The sequence below is a fragment of the Clostridium sp. JNZ J1-5 genome, from assembly GCF_053901425.1.
The window spans coordinates 524,780-550,579 of sequence record NZ_CM132773.1 but is presented as its reverse complement, the minus strand read 5'-3'; the positions used below and the strand labels follow the sequence as shown (position 1 = coordinate 550,579).

General features: G+C 27.8%; 30 protein-coding genes. 29 read left to right on the top strand and 1 reads right to left on the bottom strand.

Features of this window, described 5'->3' with window-relative positions:
- The first annotated feature begins 59 nt into the window (after positions 1-59).
- The 9 genes from ACWW38_RS02825 (at position 60) to ACWW38_RS02785 (ending at position 8,824) form a co-directional block, all read left to right on the top strand.
- Positions 60-281 carry a hypothetical protein gene (locus tag ACWW38_RS02825; protein WP_456259311.1) on the top strand — a complete coding sequence of 74 codons (222 nt, stop codon included), beginning with the start codon at positions 60-62 and terminating at the stop codon, positions 279-281.
- An 81-nt stretch (positions 282-362) separates the two neighbouring features.
- Entirely contained in the window at positions 363-1,262 is a 900-nt protein-coding gene (locus ACWW38_RS02820; protein ID WP_456259310.1) for a nucleotidyltransferase domain-containing protein, read from the top strand.
- Positions 1,263-1,337: 75 nt separating this feature from the next.
- Positions 1,338-2,741: a MocR-like pyridoxine biosynthesis transcription factor PdxR gene (gene pdxR, locus ACWW38_RS02815; RefSeq protein ID WP_456259309.1), complete on the top strand. Its 1,404-nt coding sequence runs from the start codon at positions 1,338-1,340 to the stop codon at positions 2,739-2,741.
- Between the two features lie 17 nt (positions 2,742-2,758).
- A complete protein-coding gene (locus ACWW38_RS02810; protein ID WP_456259308.1) occupies positions 2,759-3,451 on the top strand; it encodes a HEAT repeat domain-containing protein in 693 nt (230 codons plus the stop codon).
- 30 nt (positions 3,452-3,481) lie between these two features.
- Positions 3,482-4,126, top strand: a complete 645-nt coding sequence (locus tag ACWW38_RS02805; protein ID WP_456259307.1) for a YigZ family protein — start codon at positions 3,482-3,484, stop codon at positions 4,124-4,126.
- A gap of 119 nt (positions 4,127-4,245) precedes the next feature.
- Positions 4,246-4,986 (top strand): YebC/PmpR family DNA-binding transcriptional regulator, encoded by a 741-nt coding sequence (locus tag ACWW38_RS02800; RefSeq protein WP_456259306.1) that lies wholly within the window; start codon positions 4,246-4,248, stop codon positions 4,984-4,986.
- Positions 4,987-5,122: 136 nt separating this feature from the next.
- A complete protein-coding gene (locus ACWW38_RS02795) occupies positions 5,123-6,049 on the top strand; it encodes a tyrosine-type recombinase/integrase (RefSeq protein ID WP_456260401.1) in 927 nt (308 codons plus the stop codon).
- Between the two features lie 840 nt (positions 6,050-6,889).
- On the top strand, positions 6,890-7,219 hold the full coding sequence (locus ACWW38_RS02790; RefSeq protein WP_456259305.1) for a hypothetical protein: 330 nt from the start codon (positions 6,890-6,892) through the stop codon (positions 7,217-7,219).
- Positions 7,220-7,876: 657 nt separating this feature from the next.
- A complete protein-coding gene (locus tag ACWW38_RS02785; RefSeq protein ID WP_456259304.1) occupies positions 7,877-8,824 on the top strand; it encodes a GIY-YIG nuclease family protein in 948 nt (315 codons plus the stop codon).
- 18 nt (positions 8,825-8,842) lie between these two features.
- On the opposite strand, the gene ACWW38_RS02780 is transcribed toward ACWW38_RS02785, so the two are convergent.
- Entirely contained in the window at positions 8,843-9,052 is a 210-nt protein-coding gene (locus ACWW38_RS02780) for an LLM class flavin-dependent oxidoreductase (RefSeq protein ID WP_456259303.1), read from the bottom strand.
- Positions 9,053-9,319: 267 nt separating this feature from the next.
- On the opposite strand from ACWW38_RS02780, the gene ACWW38_RS02775 reads away from it, so the two are divergent.
- The 20 genes from ACWW38_RS02775 (at position 9,320) to ACWW38_RS02680 (ending at position 25,777) form a co-directional block, all read left to right on the top strand.
- Positions 9,320-9,508: a hypothetical protein gene (locus ACWW38_RS02775; protein WP_456259302.1), complete on the top strand. Its 189-nt coding sequence runs from the start codon at positions 9,320-9,322 to the stop codon at positions 9,506-9,508.
- 38 nt (positions 9,509-9,546) lie between these two features.
- Positions 9,547-9,903, top strand: a complete 357-nt coding sequence (locus ACWW38_RS02770; protein WP_456259301.1) for a hypothetical protein — start codon at positions 9,547-9,549, stop codon at positions 9,901-9,903.
- The gene (locus ACWW38_RS02765; protein ID WP_456259300.1) at positions 9,891-10,115 is read left to right on the top strand and encodes a hypothetical protein; all 225 of its coding nucleotides are present in this window, start codon (positions 9,891-9,893) and stop codon (positions 10,113-10,115) included. Before ACWW38_RS02770 ends, ACWW38_RS02765 begins: the two co-directional genes overlap by 13 nt.
- Before the next feature lie 388 nt (positions 10,116-10,503).
- Positions 10,504-10,872, top strand: coding sequence for a hypothetical protein (locus ACWW38_RS02760; RefSeq protein WP_456259299.1), 369 nt, complete (start codon positions 10,504-10,506; stop codon positions 10,870-10,872).
- A 366-nt stretch (positions 10,873-11,238) separates the two neighbouring features.
- Positions 11,239-12,201 (top strand): hypothetical protein, encoded by a 963-nt coding sequence (locus ACWW38_RS02755; RefSeq protein ID WP_456259298.1) that lies wholly within the window; start codon positions 11,239-11,241, stop codon positions 12,199-12,201.
- 19 nt (positions 12,202-12,220) lie between these two features.
- On the top strand, positions 12,221-13,090 hold the full coding sequence (locus ACWW38_RS02750) for a hypothetical protein (protein ID WP_456259297.1): 870 nt from the start codon (positions 12,221-12,223) through the stop codon (positions 13,088-13,090).
- A gap of 116 nt (positions 13,091-13,206) precedes the next feature.
- Positions 13,207-14,424, top strand: coding sequence for an IS701 family transposase (locus tag ACWW38_RS02745; protein WP_456257760.1), 1,218 nt, complete (start codon positions 13,207-13,209; stop codon positions 14,422-14,424).
- 154 nt (positions 14,425-14,578) lie between these two features.
- Positions 14,579-16,399 carry a hypothetical protein gene (locus ACWW38_RS02740; protein ID WP_456259296.1) on the top strand — a complete coding sequence of 607 codons (1,821 nt, stop codon included), beginning with the start codon at positions 14,579-14,581 and terminating at the stop codon, positions 16,397-16,399.
- Positions 16,400-16,690: 291 nt separating this feature from the next.
- Complete coding sequence (locus ACWW38_RS02735) at positions 16,691-17,002, top strand: hypothetical protein (protein ID WP_456259295.1); 312 nt, start codon at positions 16,691-16,693, stop codon at positions 17,000-17,002.
- A 170-nt stretch (positions 17,003-17,172) separates the two neighbouring features.
- Positions 17,173-17,694 (top strand): GIY-YIG nuclease family protein, encoded by a 522-nt coding sequence (locus ACWW38_RS02730; protein WP_456259294.1) that lies wholly within the window; start codon positions 17,173-17,175, stop codon positions 17,692-17,694.
- Positions 17,695-17,822: 128 nt separating this feature from the next.
- Positions 17,823-18,080: a hypothetical protein gene (locus ACWW38_RS02725; protein ID WP_456259293.1), complete on the top strand. Its 258-nt coding sequence runs from the start codon at positions 17,823-17,825 to the stop codon at positions 18,078-18,080.
- A 292-nt stretch (positions 18,081-18,372) separates the two neighbouring features.
- Positions 18,373-18,651: a hypothetical protein gene (locus tag ACWW38_RS02720; protein WP_456259292.1), complete on the top strand. Its 279-nt coding sequence runs from the start codon at positions 18,373-18,375 to the stop codon at positions 18,649-18,651.
- A 212-nt stretch (positions 18,652-18,863) separates the two neighbouring features.
- Positions 18,864-19,346: a hypothetical protein gene (locus tag ACWW38_RS02715; protein ID WP_456259291.1), complete on the top strand. Its 483-nt coding sequence runs from the start codon at positions 18,864-18,866 to the stop codon at positions 19,344-19,346.
- 115 nt (positions 19,347-19,461) lie between these two features.
- Positions 19,462-19,917, top strand: coding sequence for a terminase small subunit (locus ACWW38_RS02710; RefSeq protein ID WP_456259290.1), 456 nt, complete (start codon positions 19,462-19,464; stop codon positions 19,915-19,917).
- A gap of 156 nt (positions 19,918-20,073) precedes the next feature.
- Complete coding sequence (locus ACWW38_RS02705; RefSeq protein WP_456259289.1) at positions 20,074-20,649, top strand: tyrosine-type recombinase/integrase; 576 nt, start codon at positions 20,074-20,076, stop codon at positions 20,647-20,649.
- A gap of 279 nt (positions 20,650-20,928) precedes the next feature.
- On the top strand, positions 20,929-22,047 hold the full coding sequence (locus ACWW38_RS02700) for a PBSX family phage terminase large subunit (RefSeq protein WP_456259288.1): 1,119 nt from the start codon (positions 20,929-20,931) through the stop codon (positions 22,045-22,047).
- Between the two features lie 14 nt (positions 22,048-22,061).
- On the top strand, positions 22,062-23,381 hold the full coding sequence (locus tag ACWW38_RS02695; protein ID WP_456259287.1) for a phage portal protein: 1,320 nt from the start codon (positions 22,062-22,064) through the stop codon (positions 23,379-23,381).
- Positions 23,371-24,141 (top strand): minor capsid protein, encoded by a 771-nt coding sequence (locus tag ACWW38_RS02690; protein ID WP_456259286.1) that lies wholly within the window; start codon positions 23,371-23,373, stop codon positions 24,139-24,141. Before ACWW38_RS02695 ends, ACWW38_RS02690 begins: the two co-directional genes overlap by 11 nt.
- Positions 24,142-24,217: 76 nt before the next feature.
- The gene (locus tag ACWW38_RS02685; protein ID WP_456259285.1) at positions 24,218-24,772 is read left to right on the top strand and encodes a DUF4355 domain-containing protein; all 555 of its coding nucleotides are present in this window, start codon (positions 24,218-24,220) and stop codon (positions 24,770-24,772) included.
- Positions 24,773-24,877: 105 nt separating this feature from the next.
- Positions 24,878-25,777, top strand: coding sequence for a phage major capsid protein (locus ACWW38_RS02680; RefSeq protein ID WP_456259284.1), 900 nt, complete (start codon positions 24,878-24,880; stop codon positions 25,775-25,777).
- Positions 25,778-25,800: the final 23 nt, after the last annotated feature.

Below are 25,800 nucleotides of genomic sequence, written 5' to 3'. Positions count from 1 at the left end.
TATTTTTATTACATAATGATAATAATAATCTTATCTAAAATGAAAAGGGGTCATTTTATATGGAGATGGTATGTCCTATATGTAATGAAATAAATCACGTAGAATATAAATGCAGAGAATGTAATAGTAACATGGTGGATAAAGGGAGAAAGCAAGAATTCTTCGGCAATTACAGTGCAGAAGATCCCATCGATGACTATGGAAACTATTGCATTCATATATTTAAATGCAGTAAGTGTGATTTTATGGAAGATGTTAAAATAAGAAAAGTTATTATGTAATCATATTTTAAATATATTGATTGTATTTAAATACTAATGTGTTTATAATAAAAAATAATAGTGGGGTGGGGGGAGTTTAAAATGGCTAATACAATTCAAAAATACCAAAAAGCTTTTAATTTATTAATTGATAGACTTAAGGAAAATGATTCAATTCTTGCTGCAATGGTTTTTGGTAGTATTATAACAGGTGACCTATGGCAGCAATCAGATATTGACTTATTCGTTATTTCTAAAGATAAAATAGAACGTAGAGTTAATATATACACTGAGGAAGAGGGAGTACGTGTACATATAAAGTTGATGAGTAAAGAAAAACTATTAAGTTTACATAAAGAAGAGCTTTTAGGTGGGTTTATACATAGAGTATTTGTATCATCTAGATTAGTATTTTCAAAGGATGAAGAGATTACAGCTAAATATGATATGGGAAGATATTATCCAGATGTAGATAAGGAAAAATGGAATATGGTCTACTTAGGTGATTTATTAAAAAGCATGAATGTATGCAGAAAGTACCTAACCAATAATGGAATGTATATGGCATATAGTGCTATAATTAAAGGAATAGAGGATTATTCAAAACTATATGTAAACGCTTCAGGATATATGATAAGTAAAGATGTTATGACTATGGCTATGAATTTAGATGATGATTTTAAGGAATATGTGGATAATGTTTTTTTTGGAACTAAGGATGATGTTCGCAAACATATTGAAGAGATGCTAGCCTTTTTTGAAGATAACATAGATAGAAATTTGAAAAAATATACAAGCCTGTTATTAAATTATATGAGAGAGAAAGACTGCTTCTTAAGTTCGGAAGATATTAAAAAGGATGAGTTCTTTAAAAATTACAAAATTAATTTTGAAAATATATTAACTAAGTTATTTGAGAAAAAAATTATAAAAAAAGACGGTAGAGAGTACAGAGACGATTCAAATAACATGTTATTTAAAGAAAAAGTTTATTTTATTTAAAATAAGAATTTGGCATGCGTATTTCCGAAAAGGGAAAGGTGTATGCCAAATTTATTTTACAAAGGGATGAATTTTATGGATAAGTATGTTGTAAAATTTCAAGGAGAAACGCCAAAGTATATTCAAATTGTAAGACACATAAAAAAGTTAATTTATTCGAAAAAAATTGCTGATGGAGAAAGACTGCCTTCTATAAGAAATTTATCTAAGCTATTAGAAGTTAATGCAATTACTATAGTGAATGCATATGACAGACTTGAGGCAGAAGGATATGCTACTCAAAAGATGGGAAGTGGAACTTATGCTAAGGCAAAAGAAGAGAATAGAAATTTTTTAAAAGAATATTCACAGATTTATAAGAAGATAGGTAATGGTCTTCTAAAAGACTGCGTTGACTTTACAGGTGAGACTACATGCAGTGAGTTTTTTCCTATAGATACTTTTAAAAAAGCTTTAAACAAAGTGTTAGATAGAGATGGGGCAGAAGCATTTGCATATGAAGATCCATTAGGATATGAAGGGTTAAGAGAAAGTATTAATAAATACTTTTGGAATGAAAGATTAGATAATGAAAATATAATTATAGTATCAGGAGCCCAACAAGGAATAGATATAGCTGCAAAGGCTATAATTAATGTAAATGATAATGTAATAGTAGAAAAGCCTACTTATAGTGGAGCATTAAATGTTTTTAAGAGTAGAAAGGCAAATATCTTTGAAGTTAATATGCTTAAAGATGGTGTTGATACTAATTCACTAAAAAAGATGCTTAAGAAGAATAAGATTAAGTGTTTTTATCTAATGAGTTATTTCCAAAATCCAACAGGAAGTACTTACAGTATAGAAAAGAAAAAAGAGATACTTAATTTGGCAGAAGAATATGATTTTTATATTATTGAAGATGATTATCTATCTGAACTTATATATGATGATAGTATAGGATATAACAGCTTTAAAAGTTTAGATATTAATGATAGAGTAATTTATATAAAGAGTTTTTCAAAAATATTTCTTCCAGGAATTAGAATGGGGTATTTAATATCACCAATTAAATTTAACGATAATATTCAAAGTTCTAAAATAAACACAGATAGAACTACTTCCAGCCTAATGCAAAGAGCTTTAGACTTATATATTAATGATGGCTATTGGAAAAAGCATATAGTGGATTTGAACTCTGCATATAAAGAAAGATACCTATGTATGAAAGACTACATTATAAATATTTTAGGGGATAAGATATCATTTAACGATCCAAAAGGAGGACTAAATTTTTATTTAAAGGTATCAGATAATTTAAAGATGAATTGTATAGATCTTTTTAATAGTTGTAAAAAAGAAAAAGTCATTATAACACCTGGAGTACTTTTTTATAAAAATAGTATAGATGGGGAAAAATTTTTTAGACTAGGATTTTCACAAACAGATATTAATGAAATAAAAAGAGGAATAGAAGTGATTGATAAACTATTAAAGTAAAGAGGAGAAGAACTAGTATGAAGAAAGGGCTTGTAGAGTTTAATTGGAACGAAATAGATAAATATAATGAAGAAGATATAACATATTTTTTGTTTATTGAAGGTAAAAGCATAGAAACCATATGTAGAATAAGAAACATCGACAGGCCCACAGTTCAGAATCATATAATACAGGGAAAAATAAAATATAGATTTTTAACTAAAAGTAAAAATACAGAAGATTTATTTAAAGAGATAACAAAGGCGGGAAAGAGAGACAAAATAGAAGTATTAAATTCCCTTGATGAAGAAAATAAGAGAAAAGTTTTAGAATTTATAAAGAACGGCTATACAGATATGTACTCAAGAGATAAAGAAGTAGCTGTTTGGATAATAGGAGAATTAAAGGACTTTAATAGTTTAGATATTTTAGCAAAAGCCTCAGTACACAAATTTGTGAATATAAGAAGAATGGCTGTATCAGCTATGGGGAAAATTGAAAGTCCAAAATGCGAAACAGCTCTTATAAGAGCACTAGAAGATAGTAATCCTCAGGTTGTAACTTATGCAATTAAGGCATTACAAAAGCTAAACAGCAAAAGGGCAGTAGAAAAAATTATATATTTAAAAAATACCTCAGATAAAGAATATATAAAAAGGGCTGCTGAGATATACTTAGATAACATAGAGGAAGATATAAATAATCATAATGTAGAGCAAGGCTTAATATAATTACAAAAGTCTATGAAAGGATGATTTACAGTGGGTTATTTTACAGTGAGAAATGATGGACAAGATCAATTTGAAGAAAAAAAATCTGTATTTATTGGTTATGCAAAGAGAGTTAATAGTGAAGAAGAGGCAAAAGAATTTGTAGATACTATAAAAAATAAACATAAAGATGCTACTCACAATGTTTATGCATATATAGTTGGAGAAAACATGGGAATACAAAGATACAGTGACGATGGAGAGCCACAAGGAACTGCTGGGATACCTGTATTAGAGGTAATAAAAAAGAATAAGGTAACTGATGTTGCAGTAGTTGTAACTAGATATTTTGGAGGAACTCTTTTAGGGGCGGGAGGACTTGTAAGAGCATATTCAAAAGGTGCAGCAATTGCAATAGAAAATGCTAATGTTGTAGAAAAGGTAGAAGGAGTCTCTCTTAATATAATAACTGATTATGATTTATTAGGAAAAATTCAATATGCATGTGGTCAAAACAATTGGTATATTGAAAATATAGAATATACAGATAAAGTTGCTATAGAAATATATTGTGAAACTAATATGGTAGAGAAAATAAGATCTAAAATAGTTGAAATAACATCAGGTAAAAGTGAATTTAAGGTTAGTAAAGAGAAATACTATTTTAAACTTGATAGTAGGTTATACCAGGAGTAAATAAAATTTGAAATAAAATTATCTTATATGATATAATATTAAACGATTTCTAAAATATATGGGATAAATATAATAGATGATTTTTAAAATTAAATATTACCAGTTAGGGGGAAATATTTATGTCAGGACATTCAAAGTGGCATAATATACAAGCGAAAAAAGGAAAAAACGACGCTAAAAAAGGAAAAGTATTCACAAAGATAGGTAGAGAACTTATACTTGCAGCTAGAGATGGCGGCTCAAACCCAGATACAAACTCTAAGTTAAGAGATGTCATAGCAAAAGCTAAGGCTGCAAATATGCCAGGAGATACCGTAGAAAGAGCAATTAAAAAAGGTGCAGGAGAGCTTGATGGAATAAGCTATGAAGAAATAGTTTATGAAGGATATGCACCAGGTGGAGTTGCTGTTATGGTTAAGTTCCTAACAGATAACAGAAATAGAAGTGCTGCCAGTGCAAGACATATTTTTGATAAGTACGGTGGAAACTTAGGATCAACTGGATGTGTATCATATATGTTCCAAAGAAAAGGTCAAATGATAATCGAAAATACTGAGGAAATCGATGAAGAAGAGTTAATGATGCAAGCGTTAGAAGCTGGTGCGGAAGATTTCAATGCAGAAGATGAAGTATTTGAAATATTAACTGATCCAATAGATTTCTCAGCAGTTCGTGAAGAACTTGAAAAGGCAGGATACAACTTCCTAGAAGCTGATATAACAATGATTCCAGATGTTATGACAGCTGTAGACATGGAAACAGCCCCTCAGACTCAAAAGCTTTTAGATATGCTTGAGGATGATGACGATGTTCAAGATGTTTACCATAATGCTGAGTTCCCTGAGGGATTTGAAGAGTAAAGGGATTGAGAGTACTTAATACTCCAAAAAAATGTTGAATGACGGTATACGAAAGAAATTTTAATCGTTAAAATGTTGATATACTAAATAAAAACCACTTTTAATATGGATATACGAATTATATCTATTATTGGAGGTGGTTTTTATTATTTTACTTGAAGATTTAGTTAAAGAATTTAAATTTGACATGGAATGTAAAAAATTTAGCCCAAGAACAATTAAAACCGCAATAAATACTACTAAAGCCTTTTTTAAGTATTTAAATGGGGAATTTAATGTAAAAGAACTAGATGAAGTTAATCATTTGCTTATAAAAAAGTATATCGCTTATATGCAAAATTTAGGTAGAACAGAAGTCTACATTAATGGTATCCTAAAATATTTAAGAATGTTGTATCGTTATTGCATTCAAGAGGAATATATTTCAACTCATCAAAATCCTATGTTAAAAGTGAAATGGGCAAAAGAACCTAAAGTAATAATCAATACATTTACAGACTTAGAAGCAAAAAATATGCTAAAACAATGGGATTTTAGATCTTATTATAATACTAGAAATAAAGCTATAATCGCTACTTTTTTTGAAACAGGTCTAAGAAATTTAGAACTATGCTTTCTCAACATTACAGATATAAGAGAGAGGGTAATTTTAGTGCATGGAAAGGGCAATAAAGAAAGATACGTTCCTATAAGTCCAGCATTGAAAAAAACACTGATTAAATATGAAAGGATGAGAACTAATTATATAAAAGATAAATTCCTTGAGGATGATGCTTATTTTTTATCTTATAGAGCTAAGAGATTAACTGTAGAAAGCATAGAAAGAGTTGTAAGAGAAACTGGAAAACTAGCAAAGGTTAGAAAAGATATAAGATGTTCACCTCATACGATAAGGCATTATTATGCACAATTTATGCTTAGAAATAATCTAGATTTGTATACAGTTTCGAGGCTCTTAGGACATGAAAATATTTCAATTACAAAAAGGTATTTACAAAGCTTAAAAGATGAAGAAATTATAAATATGAGTATAGATACTAGTCCTTTAATGGTTTTAAGATAAAGAAATAAGGCAGCTACCGCAAATAGCCACCTTACACAACTGAATAAAGATTAACTAAACCTTTACCCAACATTACATTTAATTCTCTTACAAATATTGTATCAAAAAAATTTTGGGTGTGCAAGGCTTAGTTTCCTATTACCTTTTTTAAGGAATAGGTCACTTGTATAGGCACTCTAGCAAGTAAAATATAGAGTAGGACTAGCCATACCGACGCAAAACAAGTGGCTCTGACTTCTGTAGTTTCTGCTATTACTATAGTTGCCAGTAAAGAGGTTGTATCCATCCTCTTAAAATATTAGATAGGTAGGTTTACTGGTCGCAAGACGGGATTATGTGGATTACTAGGGCAGTAATTAGTAAGATGAAGCATAATACAATAGCAGTACAATAAGAAACTTCAACAATTATACCCAACTTTTATTTTTCCCCTTTTTTAGGGGAAACTACGTCTAATTGCTTAACTATTTCCCCAACTTTACTGTAACCTTTTAACAAGTCAAGAAAATGTCTAAAAATTGCATATCTAATTTTAAAAGAATAGAAAACAAAATGTAATCTACATTGCGAAATCATCAAATTTTTATGTAGCTTACAAGGATTAAAAATACGAATCAAGAGTACGAATGCAGAATAATGTAGTCATACTTTTAATCCTTGTAGTTAAGCAATATAGTCAAAGCTAGATTACAATAAGTAATAAGCAATAGGGAATGTAGTTAAAAATAAGTAATTAGTAATAAGCAGCTTGTCCTTGTCGGAATATGTCATATATTAAAATAATATTAAGTGGAGTTAGAGAGGATATATGGAATAAGGAAAGGAAATAATCAAAGTAGCTTGTTGAATAATTCTACAAGCAAAACTCAATCTGACATAGCTAATCAATTAGACATAGATAGAACACAATACTTAAATTATAAAAAACTTAATGACCTAATTCCAGAGTTACAATCTCTAGTAGAAACTGGTGCTTTAAAATCCACTACAGCATATAAAATATGGGCTAAAATGCCACAGGTAAAACAAGGAAAAGTTTATGCAGAATATGAAAAATTGTGTGGGGTAAGACATGGAGGTTCAAGAGGTAAAAATTATCCTTTGAAAACCCAAGAAGACATAGCAAAAGAACTTGGAGTATCGACAGAAACAATAAGACGTTTAAAATAACTTTGAGAGACATTGAATCAAAATAACGCAAATTAATTATAGTTAATTTGTTAAATGATGTGAATAACAAAACTCCAAAATGTAGTAATTATTGTATAAAAGTTGTATAATAGTAAGTAATTTAGTGGTAAGGGGAGAATTTTACATGAAGATACTAATTTGTTTGGTTTTAATTAGAATATTTATTATAGGTGGTAGGAGAAGAAGATAGAAAAGCCAATAGGGATAGAAGAATCTACAAAAGTGAAAAATCGCCAACCGAAACAACGAGGTTCTTTTAATGCACCTGTTAGAGAGCGAAAAATTTAGCTACTCGAACCTTAGATTTGAAGAGTACAATTTTGTACCATCCTTTAATGTTTCCTTTAAAGGAATACCCTGCAAATAGCATTTCTTCGTCCTAAAATCACTTGAATTTTAATGATAATACCCCAAGTAATATAATTTATCATTTTAAGTAAAATAAGGCTTAAAAACGCATAATTATTCTGTATCTCTATTGCTTTATTTTAACTAAATAATATAAATACTCATTTTAGCTATAACTTTTAAGTATAACGTTAAAATGCAACATGATTAAGACATTAGTGAGCTGTGTATAACTTTATCTATATTGGAAACAATTAAATATAAAATATGAATCTTATGGAGTAAATTATGTCTGATATAGGTAAACGTATAAAACTAAATGAATTTAAAAAGAAAATAGGATTAAACGAAGACTTAGAAATAAATAATGGGGATAGCGGAGTATATATAATTTATAGTGTAGCTACCGATTGGTGCTATGTAGGAGAGACAGGGGATTTAAATACAAGGTATAAGTATCATATTAGTGCCTTAAGAAATAATAGGCATAATAGACGAAAACTACAAGAAATATTTAATGAATTTGGAAAGGAAGATTTAGAGTATGTACCCGTTTATAAATGTCCAGAATTTATGCGTAAACATATCGAAAGAGCTTACACGTATGAACTGGGGCTAAAGACTGTAAATGTTGAGAGCGCAGATAAGGGATTTACTTGGGAAACAATAGATAGAGAAAAAATTATGATGGATATGATACCAAATAAATATAGAATTATTCTTAAAGTTCATAAGCAATGGAAGTTTAGAGACCATAATATTGAATACAAAGACTACTTGTCTAATATGATTAAAAATGGAACAGAGATTAAAGAAAAGGGATTTAAATGGCTTGATGAAGTAGAAAGTTATAATAATCTAAAGTTAATTGAAAGGTATACAAATAATTATAATAACTTTACACAGATAGCTTTAGATTATATAGCAGTAGCAATTTTAAACGATATATTAGGACGAGAAGATAATAATGATGTGTTTTATAAAGGTAGAATAAAACATGAAAATAATTTTGATAGTGATGATTTAATATATAATATTTATAAAAAAATAAGAGAAGATAATGTTTTTAGAAATGATATCGTAAAAGCATCTACTTCTCTAATATCTTATAAGAATGAAGAATATAGTTGTATCTTAGAAATAACAAAATTATTTGAAAATACATTAAAAATAGAAAATGTTTTTGATTTGCTTTATGTATATATCATAAATCTTTTTATTCAAGAAATAATGTAAGACTAAGGATTTGATTCCCTAGTCTTTTTTAATCCACTCAATCTTATATCCTATTATTTCAGCTATCTGTAATAACTCGTCATATCTTATAGTTTCATTATTTAATTTTTTGCTCAAATTTTGTACTGAAAAATTTGTGTTATTTATTTTGTTGAGTTCTTCTTGAACTTGGGTAAGAGTCCAACCTGATTTAATTATATAAGATTTTATATCTTCTTTAATTCCCAATAATATCACCTCTATATATATTATACAATAAAGATTAATTATAATCAATAATATTTAAAATTAAACTATAAAGTTGAAAAATGTACTTGACATCGAAAAAATAAAGATTATAATTAAACTATAAGGTTGAAAATTCAACATAGGAGGTAAAACAAATGTCTATTAAAATTCTACACAAATTCATTCAATTTTCTAAAGTTTTTAATATCCCAATAACTCTAGATAACCTATATAAGTATAAAGTACTTCAAGAGGGGAGGAGTTATAATGACAGCTGCTCAAGAAAAACTATTTAATTATTATTACAATTTGCAATCAAAAGAAGTTAGACAAGAAATAAAAAACTATAAAGATTTTAAGATGCAAAGTGTTAATTGCAGCATAAAAATAAACTTTAAAAATGGAGCTTGGATTAGAGTCTATCAAAAGATTAATGGTATCGTTGAATGGTATTAGCTAGAGAGTAAAAAATTAAAAAAACGGGGGATTATAAAATGATAAAAACAAATTTATTACAAGTATCTGAAGAAACTGTAAAGGAATTAGATATATGCTGTTTTTTATGTAGCCAGCTAGAGAATGGTTTAGCAATTATAGCATATTCAGGTAAGGGACAACCAAAAAGAATTACTGTAGAAAAGGAATTTGATTTTACTGTAGAAAACAACAAACTTAAAATCTATAGCAAAAATAAAGATAAAGCTGTTTTTATATTAGAGAATTTAAGCGACTTCGATTTTATTGACTGGGACGAACATATAAAGTTTTATAGCTTAATAGATAATACAGTTATAAAAATAGCACCAGCAAGCTCAATTACCGAAGAGGAGGATGCACTATGCATACAATAAAAAGATTATACAGCTTTGGAATGGTGGATGGTAGCTACGGTTTAGGTACTTTAGAGGAAATTGTAGAGATGGAAAAAGAAAGTGCAATTTATAGTTGTAGTTTAGCTACATTAGACGATTTGGAATGGTGGAAATTGTCAACTGGAGAAATGTTTGAAGGTCAGTTAATAGAATTAAAAGAAGGTATATATTGGCTAGGAAATGCAGCATAAAAAATATTTTAAAAAGGGTGTAAAGTAATTAGATTTTGATACGATAATATTAGATAGGGCATATCCTGCACAAATGCAAATAAGCCAAGCAGTAAAAATACTTGACATACAAAAATTCCATGTTATACTAAAATTGGACTACAAAAACAAGGGTAAGCTATGCCCCTAAATAGGTGGGAAGAACTACCATTCTTCCTGCTTGTTTTGTATACTTTTTTTGAAAAGGATGGTGATTATTATTTGTAAATTATTAGTAAGACAACATTATATAACGTATATTATATAATGTTAATTTATCTTAAAACCATTGTATACTATAAAAATCTAAAGTTCAAGACTTTTTTAGAAAAAGCAAATTAAAATTATAAAAAACAGGGGGATTAATTATATGAACATGCAAGATTATTGTTTAAGCATGGAAGAGAAGTATCCAGAAAAGATAAAACAAATTGACAGTATACTGCTTTCAAGAGGTTCTCAAGAATGTGGCATTTGGCTTTATGATGTTCTACACAGTAGATTTTGGCAAATTAAGCCAGAACTTAAATACTACATATTAAAAAACACTAAGAGAGGGAGTTTTATACATATGGAAAATGGAACAATTAGAATAGTAAATCCAATACAAGCAGGAGCGTATGTTAAAAATGGATTGGAACCAATAAAAATTTACTGGAATAAAGATAAATGGGTATGGGAATTTAATAGACAAGCATCAAAACCACTATTCAAAAAATGGTGTAGGAGAGAACTGTAAAACACAATAAGTATACCTCAAAAATGATACTTAATTTAGGTGAAAATTATAAAGGGATAGCAAGTGTCCCTTTAATAACCTAAAAATGAATATTGAGGGGATAGTAGGTGTCCCTAAATTAGGGTATAACAATAAAAGAAACCTATATAACAATAAAAGAAACCAATCACCTTTTAAACGTGAACGTTCAAAAGGGACTTAAACTTAAATATTAAATTTTAAAACTTAAAAATATATTTGAAAGGATTGATAACTATAGAAAATTTTATAATGCTACCTAATAAGTTAATTTGGAGCAATGAAAATAACACTTATATACATATTTATGGAAACAAAATATTACATATATTCTCTTACTTAGATGGTATGACTAATAGGTTTGATAAGACTATATTTACTATTAAAGATATGATAACTTCTTGTGGTCTAAAGCCAAAGAGTGGAAGAGATAAGGATGGAAACGGTAAAGTTAATATTCAATTCAAAGAAATACTTTCAGATTTGCAATCTAAAGGCATAATTGAAACTCATAAAAAATTAAAATTAGAAAATGTGAATATAGATACTTACATTAATTGCACTTTCAATATGCCAATTGATAAAGACCCAGATAATAACAACAATACTAATTTCTTTACTATTTTACATGAAAATTATCTAGAAATTATGGACAGATATTCTGGAAAATTAAACAAGTTAACCTTGCTAGAGGTTTACTACTATATAAATGCAAGACTAAGTAGAAGAGAAGTTATAACATATGATGGTAAAAGAATGAGTAATGATATTCAAGTTAATGGAGGTAAAGCGGAATGCTTTTATGATAGCTATGGATCTATTGTAAAGCACTTAAAGATTACCGAAAATACTTGGAATATTTATATTAAAGAATTGCAGAGTATGGGATTAGTTTACTACGATAACATTGGTTTGGTTAAGAAAGATGGTAGAACACATATAGCTAATAATGTTTATGTTGTCGATGAAAATGAATTAAGTGAAGCTTTAAAGCAGTCCAAACTGTTTTATGAAACTAATGGCTTTATTGTGCTAGGGAAGAAGACAGCAAAAGAAATTAAAACTATTAATGGTCTTAAGGGTAAGATTGCACAAGAACAAAATAGTAACAGAGACACTTCTAATTTAGAGAGTAAATTAGAAAATTTAGAGAATAAAAAAGCTAAGAGAAAAGAGTTAGCAAATAAAACTAAGAAAACTGAAACTAAAGAAAATGAAGAGAATTGGTGGGGAGAAAAACCAAAAGAAGTAATTAATATCGGTTATATAGATAATAGTAGATACAATTATAAAAATAGACCAGTTTTTTAGAGGATGAGGGGGAGTTATGATGAATAAATTAAAAAATGAAGTTAAAATAATGAGTATGGAAGGTAGCAGCATACTAAAAAATAATTTAAGAGGAGAAATTATTAATAAAATATATAATATTAATTTTAATAAATCTTTATTACTCAATAAAATAATTAATTTAGGATTAAATATAAGTAAGAATAACACAACTAGAGATATTATTAATGTTAGATTTACATATGGTTATGATACAGATGTAAAGAAAATAGAGGAGCTAGAAAAACAGATTAAAGATATAAAACAAGAAATTAAAGAGAGTATTGAAGCTGATGAATTATATAAAGATACAAAAGGCAAAACTAAAATAATTAATAGTAGAAGAGAAGAGAGAAAAGAATTATCAGAAGAAATAAAATCACTAGAACAACAAATTAAAGATTTAAAAATATCAAAAGAAGATGTAAGAAATAAATTATATAAAGATGGATTTTTCTTAGACTTCTACAAAGTTAAAAAAGATAAAGATAAGAAAATTGTTAAAGATGAAGAAGGAAATAAAGTACATATATTAGATAAAAGAATAAATTATGTGTACTGGTTTAGAACAAGTGCAAAAGCTAGAATCGGAGAAGTTTTCTTTATCAACAAAGAATTAGTAGATAAAATTAATAGTTGGCAACAGATGGGAATATTATTTGAAAAAGATAAAGAATGTAAAAAGGTTGAAATGGAAGCTTATAAGGCACTTACAGCTAGTAGTTTAGAAGGACTGGTTAAGATTAATCCTAGAACAGAAATGTTAGTTGTAAATGATTTAGATAGTTTTAGCACACATAAATGTAAATTAGTTAAAGTTGATGATGATGGGAATTGTTATGTAGAAGATAATGATAATTATAAACTTTAGTTCTGCAAAATAAAAATTCAATTTGGTAATGTTGCCAAAAAATAAATATGGCACACTGACGGTTTCCGTGATATATAAAAGTTACCACACAATCATAATCACGGGGGGTTATCAGTATGCCAAGCAATAATATTGTATCCATTAATAATGAACTTTACAACTACTTAAATGATGTAAATTATGGAATGAATAAACCACAATTTCATCATCTAACCACAATTATAAATGGATTAATAAATTTACCTGGCAATAAATCTTTATTAAATATTTCAGAACACATATTAAGTGCTAAAAGTAGCAGCTGTATATATAGGTTTTTAAGCCGTTCCAAATGGGACGATAGTCTCATTGATAGAAATCGCATTAGCTATTTAAAGCTGCACTTTGAAAAACTTATAGAACCAAAATCCGTAGGATTCTTAGTAATAGATGATACGGTAAATCCTAAAATACAAGCAAAGAAGATGGAATGCTTAAGCTATAATCACTCCCATACAGAGGGTAAAAATCTTTGGTCTCACTGTGTGGTTACTTCTAATTTTGTTGTAGGAGATATATCTATCCCCTTAAACTATAAAACCTATTTAAGTGAAGAAAATTGCTTAAAACATAACAAACCATTCATGGGAAAGTCTGATATTGCAGTTGACTTCATAAGCTCATTTGAAAAGCCATCTAATTGCGATAAAGTATATTGTCTTGTTGATAGTTGGTACACTAGCCAGAAGCTTGTAGATAGCAGTTTAATGCAAGGTTTTTACCTAATCGGTGCGTTGAAGTCCAATAGGAAAATATCTCCTTTAGGAATTTCAATGCAACTGAAAGAATTCGCCAAATATATTGATCCTTCTACCTTAGATGTAGTTACCGTCAAGGGTAAGAAATATCGAGTATATAAATACGAAGGCAAAGTTTCAAAAATTGAAAATGCGCTAGTTTTAATCTGCTATGAAGCTGATGGCGAAGGCTTTAAAGCCCCTGTATATTTAATGTCGACAGACATAGAGCTTGATGCTCAAACTATAATAAAATACTATCTAAATAGATGGAGTATTGAAACTAATTATAAATACCTTAAAAGCCATTTAGCCTTTGATAAATATAAGGTCCAAAGTATACTCTCTATCGAGAGATATTTCTTGCTTGTATTTTTAGCGATGAATTTCTTAGAAATATATAGAATATGTCATCTTACTTCAATGTACACCGTAGGTGATACCATCAGGCTTATTCAAAGCCTATCGGCTAAGGAACTTGTGTGCTTTGTTTATGAGCAAGCTAAGAATGATATACCTATAGAAATAGTGTTTAACAAGTTAAAATTGGTTTCTTAAAAAAGGCATAAAATTCTATAGGATAACTATACTCACGTATAATGGAAACTAATTCACAAAGGTGATTTTATATCTACAATTGGTAAAATAGCTTTTTAAATTAAAGAAGTTAAGTTATAAATTAAAAAACACACTATTTGATGGTCAAGCATTAATGGATTCTAATTTATTTACTGGAATACTAGAAGGACAAGGAATGGCTCTACTTAGACAACATATGTTTAAGACTTGTGGATTCAATACTAATATGCAACAATTCTTTAAAGATCACTGTATAGAAAATAATATAGATTATAATACATTTACTGTTAGAGATAGATATGGTAGAAAATTATTAGCTAAGAATATAAAACTTATAACCACAGAAAACAGTATGAAATGGGAAAAATTCGATGTAACTATGGAAGATTGGATTACAAAAATTGAAGATGATGATAACTTATTTGGTATTGTTAAAACAGAACATGAAAGTAAATATGGAAATTTCCAAAGAATGAGTTATCAAATGTTAAATACTTTAGATCCAGAAATGGTTAATATGGATAATATATTAAAGGATACTTTAAATTATACAGATGGTATTAAAAATAATATTGATAGTTTTATTGATTATTTAGATACGACTAAAAATGATATGAATATAAATCAGATGATTATAGACTTATATAATAGAAATAAAAATATAAAAGGTACTGAATTGTTTAGGGATTATAAAAAATATAAAATTAGAGATTGGAAAGATAGATTAAAAGCAGGTAAATTGCTTATAAATGGTGATAACTTAACTATAGTAGGTAATCCTTATACAATGCTACTTCATTCAGTAGGGAAAGTTAAACACATTAATAATGTATTAGATGATAACTTTATAGATGAGAGTTTAGGACAAGGAAACGTATGTTATACTACTAGATTTACAGAAAATGAAGAACTGGCTTGTTTTAGAAATCCTCATAATGCACCAAATAATATCTATTATTCTAAAAATACTAGGAATAAATTAATGGATACATATTTTAACTTTACAGAAAATATCATAGCGATTAATTTAATTAAAACAGATTGGCAAGATAGATTAAATTCTGCTGATCAAGATAGTGACTTTGTATTGGTTGCTAATCGAAAAGATGCTTCTAAATTTGCGGAATATGCTAAAGAAAATTATCCTACTATTGTTAACTGTATTCCACAAGATAAAAGACCATATAAAAATAATATGGAAAGTATGGTTGCTATAGATAATGCTTTAGCAAAAAGTAAAGCTGACATAGGAATAACAAGCAATATGGCACAAATAGCTTTAAGTTGGTACATGAATAGTAAAGATAAAGAATTAGCTAATGTAGTATGTATTTGTAGTGTACTTGCTCAAATTGCTATAGATAATGCAAAACGTAAATATGATGTAAACTTGCAGGAGCAAATAACAAATATTAATAAATTAGAATGTATGCAAGTAAAAGTTAATAATAAAAATGCTAAGCCTAGCTTTTGGAAATATACATCAGATTCATTTGAAGATAAAGACTTGGATAAATTATTAAAAGTTAATTGCTTCATGTGTTTATTAGAAGATAAAATTAATAAAATTGATAATAGTAAGAAAATTGATAATGTAGATATGTTAGATTTACTAGACAAGAAAATTTCTAATAAATATAAATATGAACAAGCACAAAGTATTATAGATATGTACAAAGAATTTAAAAATACAGATTTATATTTAACTAATAAAATTAAAAAGATTAAAAATAAAGAATTTAAGGCTATATATGTACAAAAACAAAAGGATAATTTAATAGATATTAATGATAAAATTAAGAAATTAAAAATTAATGATAAAAATATGAAAGCTTTAATTGTTAAATTTATAAACAATAAAGGTTTAGATACGGATTTTCTACAATTATTATATAAGAATAATAAAGAAATTTTTATAGGAGTATTTAAGGAAGATGAAAAGGGAGTAAAATAGAAAAATAAAAACCATGTAGCCTAGTATTATCAATGGTTATGGGGTTTTTGTCAGAGTTACCCTATGATAGGGAATTAATTTTTTAATTTTCTATTAGGAGAGATTGTATTACAGGTATTTCTGTAAATACAAGAGTTATAACTATAAAAAACCATATGGAGTAAGGGACATTTATTTGTCCCTTATTTTGCTTATTAAAATATCATAAAACTTAATTATAACATATAATGATGTGTTATGTCAATGGTTATATTTAAAAAAGTAAAAATTTAAAATACAGGAGGAGTAAAAATGATTAAATTTAAGCCAGAACAATTAGAGAAATTAAATGAATACATAATCGAAACTATTGGAATGGAATTACAGGATGACAAGATTACAAAAGTTTCTGAGAAAATTGAACATTGGAAAAAAGCTATAAGAGAAAAAGAAGATCTGCATATGGACAAAGAGAGTATATTGGAAATAATAAATGAATTAGAGAAATTTGATAAATATTTATGTAGTTATGCAATAGATGCAGGTCATGGTGGATGCTATGGTCAAGCTTATATTATAGTAGATAAAGATTGTAATTATATAGATTTTGTTAGGACTATATAAGTTTCTTTATTTTAACTAAAGTTTTATACAATTAACCAATTTAATATTAACATATTTAAAATACAATAGCAATAGGAAAATAAAAATAATTTAAAAAGATTTAAATTTAGCTGTCCTTAGAGGATAGCTATTTTTATATAAAAATTAATTAAAAATAGGAGGAGTTTATTATGAAAATAATAGGTGGAATTTACAAAATTGAAGATGTTGAAACCGGAAATGTTTACGTAGGTAGTGCAGATAGTGACAATGGTATTCAAAAAAGATGGAGTTGCCATTTAGCACATCTAAGAAATGGTGAACATTACTATCCAGAGTTACAAGAACCATATAAAGAAGAACCAAATAGAATTAAATGGGAGATACTTGATATTTGTGACGATGATGAATTAGAAGAGAGGGAAAACTATTGGATAAATTATTGTAGCATGATTGATGGCTGGACTGTTATAAATAAACAGAAAAAAGCTAAAAGAAAAGGTAAGGTAAAAGATAAAAGTAAAATGAAAGCAGCTCAAACTGGGGAAAATAATGGACATAATACTAAGTTAAGTGTTGAAGATGTTAAAGAGATAAAAAAGATGTTGCAAAAAGGATTAGGACAAACAGAGTTGGCTAATAAATATGATGTAAGTCCTACACTTATTCATAATATTAAAAATGGAACAAGATGGGCAAGCGTAGAAATATAAGATTATATACATATTATATTTTAAATTATATACATATAAGGGATTATTAAAATTATACATATAGAAATATTAGGAGGTCACTGTGTTACTCTCTGTGATCTCTTTTAAAATTGGAGGAGATAAGAAAGATGGAAGAAAATAGAGAGATTGCTTTAGTTAATAGAGCCAAAGTAGCATATCTGTATACAAAAGCAGATATTTATGAGGAACGTATAGAGTTGATTGAAAGAAATGGGCAACAGATGTATGCGTTTATATTTAAGCTAACAGATATCGTAAAACAATTATTAAAAGAGTATGATGCACAGATAGAGCTTAAGAAGTATAATAGTAACTTTAAGAATATTGCACTTGCAATTAAGAAAAAGCAGATGGAAGGAATTTAGGAAAGTTTATAATATATAGAAGGAATTAGATCTTTACTATAGAATATAGTACTATATTCATATAATGGAGGATAAGGTAATGTTATCTTTAGTGATTATAGTATAGATAGTAAATTTAAGGTATGCGTGTATTCAAAATGGAATAGGTGATACAATAAAACCTAAACCAGAGTGTTATGAAAATCGAGCTGGTAAACCAGAGTGTAAATATATTGATAATAAAGATTGTTTATTGAAAACAATGAGATAAATTATTAAAACTATCAATTATGTTATAAGGGATGCGGAATAAATGAGTAGGATAATAAGTAACTCTGGAGAGATAATAAATTTATCTAAAAATACAATTGTTGCTAAAATAGATTATATAGAAATAAATGATACTAAAATCAACATTTTTAAAAATATAAAAAGTAATATTATAGAACATAAGTATGGAAACAATGAGATTATTACAATTGAGGAGTTAGATATAGAATATGTTGATAGAAATTTTAAAAGCGATAATGTATTTAGTATAAGATTAAATGAATCTTTGATAAATGAAGATTTATATTGTAATAAAATATAAATAAATTTTGGTTACGCAGCAATACTTTTTGTAATGAAACTAAAATAGAGTTCACAGCTAATGGAGATATAAAATTAGATGCAGCTAAATAAAAGAAAGAACTAAAATTTAGATTATTTAAAAAGGTACTCTTTTTAAATTAGTAACTACCAATTTAAACCAAAGGGAAATTAAGTCTCCTGTTGAATAATAAATAAACAGGAGGTGGTATGATGTTTGATTTTAAAATTAATGAAGATAATCTATTAAAACAATATATTAAAATATATAAAAGAGATATAGATCCAAATGAATCTGAAGCAGAAATTACTAGTCATGATAAATTAAATGAAAAAATTAAAGAATATTATTATAATGAGTTTGAAGGCGATAATTTAAAGTACATCAACAAGAAAATAAGATTAATGAATAAAATCAATAATTGTGAAAAAAATGATAATATACCTAGAATAGGTTTATTATTTTCTGTATTTATTCCTGTAATTCTATTAATGGCTGACAAACTATTTGAGATAAATAAAGATTTTGGAGCTAAGTATTTGTTAAATATGTCTATCGTTTATATTGTGTTTATTGCAGTTATAGCTGCAAATGATATTATTAGAACAAATAAAATATTAGTTTATAAAGCATTTAATAATCTCTGTTTAAATATTTTGATAGAATATGAAGTTGAAATAAAGGATTATAAATAAAAATAATATAGTATTAAGACAAGAGTCTAATTAATAGGCTCTTTTTATTTTTTTATAAAAGTCAAAGAAAGTCAAAGTTAAAGCGCAGCATGTTGAAAGGTAGGTGAGAAATAAAATGGCAAAAGAAAAATTGAAAAAAGATGGTACTAAGAGCAGACAAGGTGAAGGTGGTTCAGGTAGAAAGCCTTTAAAGTGGGAGAATCCTAAAGAGTTAGAAAATTACATTGAACAATATTATAAATGGGCTAAAGATAATGATATGAAAATAACTGTTACTGGATTGGCTTGGTGGTTAGATTGTAGCAGAACTACGTTATTAAATTATGAAAATAGTGATGAAAATGATTGGTTAAAAAGATGTAGTGATGAAGAAAGAAAAGGCTATGTGAACACGATTAAAAAGGCAAAGAGATTTATCGAAATGAATTATGAAAATAGTTTGTTTGATAAGTCTAGCACTACTGGAGCTATCTTTACTCTTAAAAATAATTATAATTGGGTAGATAGACAGGAAGTAGTAAACAAAGAAGATAATAATATTAATATTACTTTAGAGGATGAAGAGGAATAAAAAGTTAATAAAACAAAGTTTTTAATGTGAATAACCACCGTTTATACTTGATTTTTGTAAAACCTAAGTGTACAATAATAATTGTAGTGAATAACCACCTATAATCCGTATTTTAGGTGGAAAACTATAATTATTAAATAAACGGTGGTGTTATTTATGGCTAAAAGAAAAATACCAGAATTTTTAACTAAAGAAGAGCAAGAAGCTTTAATAAATATATTTAATACTAGATACTGGACTAGTTGCAGGAATAAAATGATGGTTGAATTAGATTTAGCAACAGGATTAAGATTAAGTGAATTAATTAATTTAAAATGGATTGATATTAATTTAATGTCAGGACAATTAAAAGTGGTTGAGGGTAAAGGTTCTAAAGATAGAATACTATGGATAGATGAAAACACTATTTCTAAATTAATATTATGGAAAGAAAAACAATTTACTAAATTAAATACTAAAGTAGATTATGTTTTTACTAACAATAAAGGTAAACAGTTAGTAGATAGAGATGTAAGAGAAATGATAGTAACCTATGCTAATAAAGCTGGAATAACCAAAAAGATAAGTCCTCATACATTACGGCATACATTTGCTACAGATTTATTAAGAGCTACTAATAATCTTAGAGTGGTACAAAAAGCAATGGGACATGAAGATATAAGAACTACAGCTATATACACGCACATAGTAGACACAGAATTGGAAGAAGCAATGAAGAATTTTAGAAGGTAGATAAATAATTTCTATCTTCTTTTTTTACGCAATTAAATAGGGGGTACTTCAATATAGAGTTTTAGGAGTGCTACCCCATATAAAAATATATTTTTTTTTATTTTTTATAACTTGAAAGTGAGGTGATGCCAATGTCCAAGCCGTTAAACATTAAAATATCTCCAAAAATATTTAACTATGTGTATCTTCCACAATTAGAAAACTATAGCACACGTTTTAATGTATATTACGGCGGTGCTTAAGGTAGGAAGCGGTAAAAGTAAATTTGTAGTACAAAAAATGATATTTAAATATTTAAAATTTCCTAATAGGAAATGCTTAGTGGTTCGTAAGGTTGGTAATACACTTAGAGATTCCATATTTGCAGAATTTAAAACCGTTTTAGCAGATTGGAAACTATATGATAAATGTGAGATAAGAGAAACATTACTTACAATAGAATTACCTAATGGTAGCCAATTTCTATTTAAGGGAATGGATGACCCAGAAAAAATAAAATCTATAAGTGGACTAGATGATATTGTAATAGAAGAATGTACTGAAATTGATATGGTAGATTTTAACCAACTTAATTTAAGATTAAGATCTAAAAATCCATACAATCAAATACATTGTATGTTTAACCCTGTTTCTAAAAGTAATTGGGTATATAAAATGTGGTTTGAAAATAGCTACAATAAGGAAAATACAATGGTACTGAAAACTACATATAAAGATAATAAATTTCTACCGCAAGATTACATACAATCTTTAGAAGAAATGAAGGAAAAAGATAATGTATATTACCGCATATACGCATTAGGAGAATTTGCTAGTTTAGATAAGCTAGTTTATACGAATTGGAAAGTAGAAAAATTTGATTATAAAGATATTATAAAAAATAATCAAACTGCTAGAGCTTTATTTGCCTTAGACTTTGGGTATATAAACGACCCTAGTGCATTTGTAGCAGTTATTGCAGATGAAGCTAATAAAAAATTATACATATTTGATGAGTTTTATAAAAAAGGATTACTTAATAATGAAATAGCAGCAGAAATAAAAAGAAAAGGATATTCTAAAGAAATAATTGTAGCTGATAGTGCAGAGCAAAAGTCTATTGAGGAAATAAGAAAAGAAGGTATACCTAGAATTAAACCAGCTAGAAAAGGTAGAGATTCTATATTAAATGGAATACAACTTATCCAGCAATATGAAATTATAGTACATCCTATATGCGAAAATATAATAGAAGAATTAAAAAATTACAGTTGGCAGAAGAATAAGCTAACTAAAGAATATATTAATAAACCAATAGATAGCTATAACCATGCGCTTGATGCACTTAGATATGCTTGTGAATGTCTACAAAAACGTGGTAGATTAAGAACATTTAGTGCTAAGAAATTAGGACTATAAAAAGAGGTGAGACGATGAAAATTTGTATTGATATAGGAGATACAGTACAACTAGAATTAATAAAAGAATTGATGGAAATACATAAGCAAGAATTACCGAGATTGAATAAATTAGAAAATTACTATACAGGTAAACAAGATATATTAAACAGAGTATTAGATACAGATAAACCGAATAATAAATTAGTTACCAATTATTGTAGTTACATTACAGACACAATGATTGGTTTTTTTATGGGTTCACCTGTTACATATACTTCTAGTAATAAACCATATCTTGAACAAATAAAGCAAATATTTAATATAAATGATGAGCAGGAAGTTAATATAGAATTAGCTAGAAAACAAAGTATTAAAGGCACAGGTTTTGAGATGGTGTACATCGATGAAAATAATAATATAAGATTTGATGTATTAGATACAGATGAAGTAATAATGGTCTATGATACTACAATAGAAGCTAAACCTAGTATGGCTATTAGATACTATAATACACATGATTATTTGCTAGATAAGGATATTACTAATGTAGAAGTATATACAAAGAGAAATGTATTATATTACACAATAAATGAAGGTGATTTAATTTTAGTAGACACTAAAGAGCATTATTTTAAGGAAGTACCTATAGTGGAATATTATAATAACATCTATAGATTAGGAGATTTTGAAAAAATAATATCCTTACAAGATAATCTTAATCTAACTCAATCTGATTTGAGCAATGAATTAAGCTATTTTAGGGATTGTTATTTAAAACTTATTGGACTTGAAGGCACGACAGATGAAGATATACAAAAAATGAAAGAAAATAGAGTGTTATTACTAGATCAGAATAGCCAAGCTGAATTTATGACAAAAGAAATCAATGACAGTGTTATTCATAATCATCTAAAAAATATAAAAGAAGATATACATAAAATAAGCTATGTTCCAGATTTAAGCCAAGAATTACCCGCAAATTTAAGTGGAAGTGCTATTAAGCAAAAATTCTTTAATACTGAACAATTAATTGTGTCTAAAGAAAGAAAATTTAAAAAAGCATTGCAGACTAGAATTAGATTAATAACTAACATATTAAATCTCAAAGGTGCCAATTATAATTGGGAAGATATAGAGATTAAATTTAATAGAAATTTACCAGTAAATTCTGTTGAACTTGCAGATGCTGCTATAAAATTAGCAGGTATAACAAGTAGGAAAACTTTACTTAATTATATAGCAGGTTACGTTGGGATAGAAGATGTAGACAAGGAAATGGAACAGATAGAAGCGGAAAAAGATACAATTAATTTAGATTTAATTCCCGAAACTGGTGATGTAAATGGACAATAAAGAATACTGGGAACAAAGGATAAGTAGGGTAATGCGAGATATTTATAATGCACAAGAGAAGAAAAATATTACATTGCTACAAGGATATAAAAAAGCATTAAGGGATATAAAAGCAGAGATTTATAATCTCTATGAGAAGATGGGAGATAACCCTTCCTTAACTGAAGCTTATAAATATAATAGGTTAAACAAAGTAGAGAAACAACTAGAAAAAATAGTTAAAGACTTAGGAAGTACAGAACAAAAATTCTTTGATAACTCTTTAAGTAACAATTACATTGAAGCATCTGAAAGAGTTGCTAAAGAATTAAATGTACAAGTGAATATAGATTTTAATAAAGTGGATAGAGTGGCTGTAGATAAAATACTTCAATACCCTTGGAGTGGTGCAGATTACAGTTCTAGAATATGGAAAAACAAAGGTAAGCTATTATTTACTTTAAATGAAACTCTAACAAGAGGGTTAGTAGAAGGTACAAGCTTAATAACACTATCTAAAGAATTAAAAAATAAAATGGATAGTGGTGCTTATGAAGCACTAAGATTAATAAGAACAGAAGCGGCACATATAGTTAATACTGCAACTATAGATAGATATAAAGAAAGTGAAGTAGTAGAAAAAGTTATGTGGTTGGCGAGTACAGATGAAAGAACTTGTTCTACATGTGGAAGTCTACATGGACAAGAGTTTGTCTTAGGTAAAGAACCTAATAATCCAGCACATGCAAATTGCAGATGTTGCTGGATACCTGTAATTTAGTCTTTTACTTATTAGACTTTAAAGAAATATGGGAAATAAAAAAATAGTCTACAGGACTTTAAGCTGGGAGGTAATTATGGAAGATAGTAAAAATATTGATAATAAAGATAAGGAACCTAGTGCGGTAGATTCTACAAAAGAAGATGCTACTAACAAAGATGTAGCTACAGATAAGACGGAAGAAAAGACATTTACTCAGGAAGAATTAGACAAAATAATTGAAAAAAGATTAGCACGTGCATTAAAAAAAGCTGATGAGGAAAGACAAGAAGCTGAAAGGTTAGCTAAAATGAGCGCAGAGGAAAGAACTAAAGCTGAATTTGAAAGAGAAAAGCAAAAATTTGATGAAGAAAGAAAGCAATATCAAAGAGAAAAATTAGAATTACAAGTTATAAAAGAATTAAGTGGCAAGAATTTACCTACAGATTTTTCTAAATATTTACTTGGTGAAGATGCAGAAACTTGTATGGCTAACATTAAAACTTTTGAAGTGGAATGGCAGAAAGCTATTGAGAAAGCAGTAAATGAAAAGCTTAAAGGTAATACACCCAAAGCTGGTAGCAGTGTAGATAATAACATTGCAGCCAATAATTTTATGGATATAATTAAACAGAATCAGGCAAGAAGATAGACCCCAAATTGGTCTTTTTTTATTGTCTTTTTTAGGTTTTATAGACGTTAAAGAATAAATTACTAAAAATAATAAAAATTTATAAAGAAAAGGATGGTAATAAATATGGCAGATACAATATTTTTAAAAGATAATTTAGTAGGTTTTGTTCCTACACAAGTAAGTGGAGAAATTATGAAAGATGTGGCAAGAGGTTCAAGTGTTTTAAGACTTTCCAAGGTTGAACCAATGACTTCTGATAAGAAGAAGTTTTCTATAATGACAGAAGGTGCAGGAGCTTACTGGGTAGGAGAAACAGAAAGAATCCAAACCTCTACTGCAACTTGGATATTTCCAGAAATGGAAGCTAAGAAACTAGCGGTAATTGTTCCAGTAACTAGAGAAAAGTTAAATGATACAACTATAAATGTCTTTGAAGAAATTAAACCAACCATAGCAGAAGCTTTTTATAAAGCAATAGACCAAGCATGTTTATTTGGTACAAACTCTCCGTTTGCTAAAAACATATTTGGTGTAGCAGATGGTGCAGGAAATAAAATAGCATTAGAAACAAATGGGGCTGGAAAACTTGACCTTGACGTTTCTGACGTTATGGCACTTGTAGAAGATGCTGGTCATGATATAAATGGATTTGTGGGTCATTACGGACTTAAAAACTCTTTAAGAAAACTAAGAGATGCAAATGGAAACGCTTTATATGTTCCTGGAGTAGACCAAAGCGAATTATACTCTAACCCAATCGAGTTTACTAGAAATGGAGCTTTTGATAAGACAAAGGCAGAATTAATTGCAGGTAACTTTAATTATTCTCTAGTTGGTATTAGAGAGGGAATACAATACGAGATACTTAAAGAAGCTACATTACAATCTGTAACAATGGCAGATGGTAAACCATTATCTTTAGCAGAGAATGATATGGTAGCAATAAAAGCTACTATGAGATTAGGTTTCTTACCAATTAAAGAAGAAGCTTTTGCTATTTTAACGCCAAAAGCACAAGTATAGTACATAATATTTGGGGCTGCCGC

Coding starts and splice junctions, on each gene's coding strand:
- ACWW38_RS02700 (WP_456259288.1), top strand. CDS start 20,929: ATGATATTTAAATATTTAAAATTTCCTAATAGGAAATGCTTAGTGGTT.
- ACWW38_RS02680 (WP_456259284.1), top strand. CDS start 24,878: ATGGCAGATACAATATTTTTAAAAGATAATTTAGTAGGTTTTGTTCCT.
- ACWW38_RS02745 (WP_456257760.1), top strand. CDS start 13,207: ATGCCAAGCAATAATATTGTATCCATTAATAATGAACTTTACAACTAC.
- ACWW38_RS02765 (WP_456259300.1), top strand. CDS start 9,891: ATGCATACAATAAAAAGATTATACAGCTTTGGAATGGTGGATGGTAGC.
- ACWW38_RS02725 (WP_456259293.1), top strand. CDS start 17,823: ATGGAAGAAAATAGAGAGATTGCTTTAGTTAATAGAGCCAAAGTAGCA.
- ACWW38_RS02770 (WP_456259301.1), top strand. CDS start 9,547: ATGATAAAAACAAATTTATTACAAGTATCTGAAGAAACTGTAAAGGAA.
- ACWW38_RS02750 (WP_456259297.1), top strand. CDS start 12,221: ATGAATAAATTAAAAAATGAAGTTAAAATAATGAGTATGGAAGGTAGC.
- ACWW38_RS02825 (WP_456259311.1), top strand. CDS start 60: ATGGAGATGGTATGTCCTATATGTAATGAAATAAATCACGTAGAATAT.
- ACWW38_RS02810 (WP_456259308.1), top strand. CDS start 2,759: ATGAAGAAAGGGCTTGTAGAGTTTAATTGGAACGAAATAGATAAATAT.
- ACWW38_RS02695 (WP_456259287.1), top strand. CDS start 22,062: ATGAAAATTTGTATTGATATAGGAGATACAGTACAACTAGAATTAATA.
- ACWW38_RS02775 (WP_456259302.1), top strand. CDS start 9,320: ATGACAGCTGCTCAAGAAAAACTATTTAATTATTATTACAATTTGCAA.
- ACWW38_RS02685 (WP_456259285.1), top strand. CDS start 24,218: ATGGAAGATAGTAAAAATATTGATAATAAAGATAAGGAACCTAGTGCG.
- ACWW38_RS02740 (WP_456259296.1), top strand. CDS start 14,579: ATGGATTCTAATTTATTTACTGGAATACTAGAAGGACAAGGAATGGCT.
- ACWW38_RS02720 (WP_456259292.1), top strand. CDS start 18,373: ATGAGTAGGATAATAAGTAACTCTGGAGAGATAATAAATTTATCTAAA.
- ACWW38_RS02760 (WP_456259299.1), top strand. CDS start 10,504: ATGAACATGCAAGATTATTGTTTAAGCATGGAAGAGAAGTATCCAGAA.
- ACWW38_RS02755 (WP_456259298.1), top strand. CDS start 11,239: ATGACTAATAGGTTTGATAAGACTATATTTACTATTAAAGATATGATA.
- ACWW38_RS02715 (WP_456259291.1), top strand. CDS start 18,864: ATGTTTGATTTTAAAATTAATGAAGATAATCTATTAAAACAATATATT.
- pdxR (WP_456259309.1), top strand. CDS start 1,338: ATGGATAAGTATGTTGTAAAATTTCAAGGAGAAACGCCAAAGTATATT.
- ACWW38_RS02785 (WP_456259304.1), top strand. CDS start 7,877: ATGTCTGATATAGGTAAACGTATAAAACTAAATGAATTTAAAAAGAAA.
- ACWW38_RS02820 (WP_456259310.1), top strand. CDS start 363: ATGGCTAATACAATTCAAAAATACCAAAAAGCTTTTAATTTATTAATT.
- ACWW38_RS02735 (WP_456259295.1), top strand. CDS start 16,691: ATGATTAAATTTAAGCCAGAACAATTAGAGAAATTAAATGAATACATA.
- ACWW38_RS02705 (WP_456259289.1), top strand. CDS start 20,074: ATGGCTAAAAGAAAAATACCAGAATTTTTAACTAAAGAAGAGCAAGAA.
- ACWW38_RS02800 (WP_456259306.1), top strand. CDS start 4,246: ATGTCAGGACATTCAAAGTGGCATAATATACAAGCGAAAAAAGGAAAA.
- ACWW38_RS02690 (WP_456259286.1), top strand. CDS start 23,371: ATGGACAATAAAGAATACTGGGAACAAAGGATAAGTAGGGTAATGCGA.
- ACWW38_RS02710 (WP_456259290.1), top strand. CDS start 19,462: ATGGCAAAAGAAAAATTGAAAAAAGATGGTACTAAGAGCAGACAAGGT.
- ACWW38_RS02730 (WP_456259294.1), top strand. CDS start 17,173: ATGAAAATAATAGGTGGAATTTACAAAATTGAAGATGTTGAAACCGGA.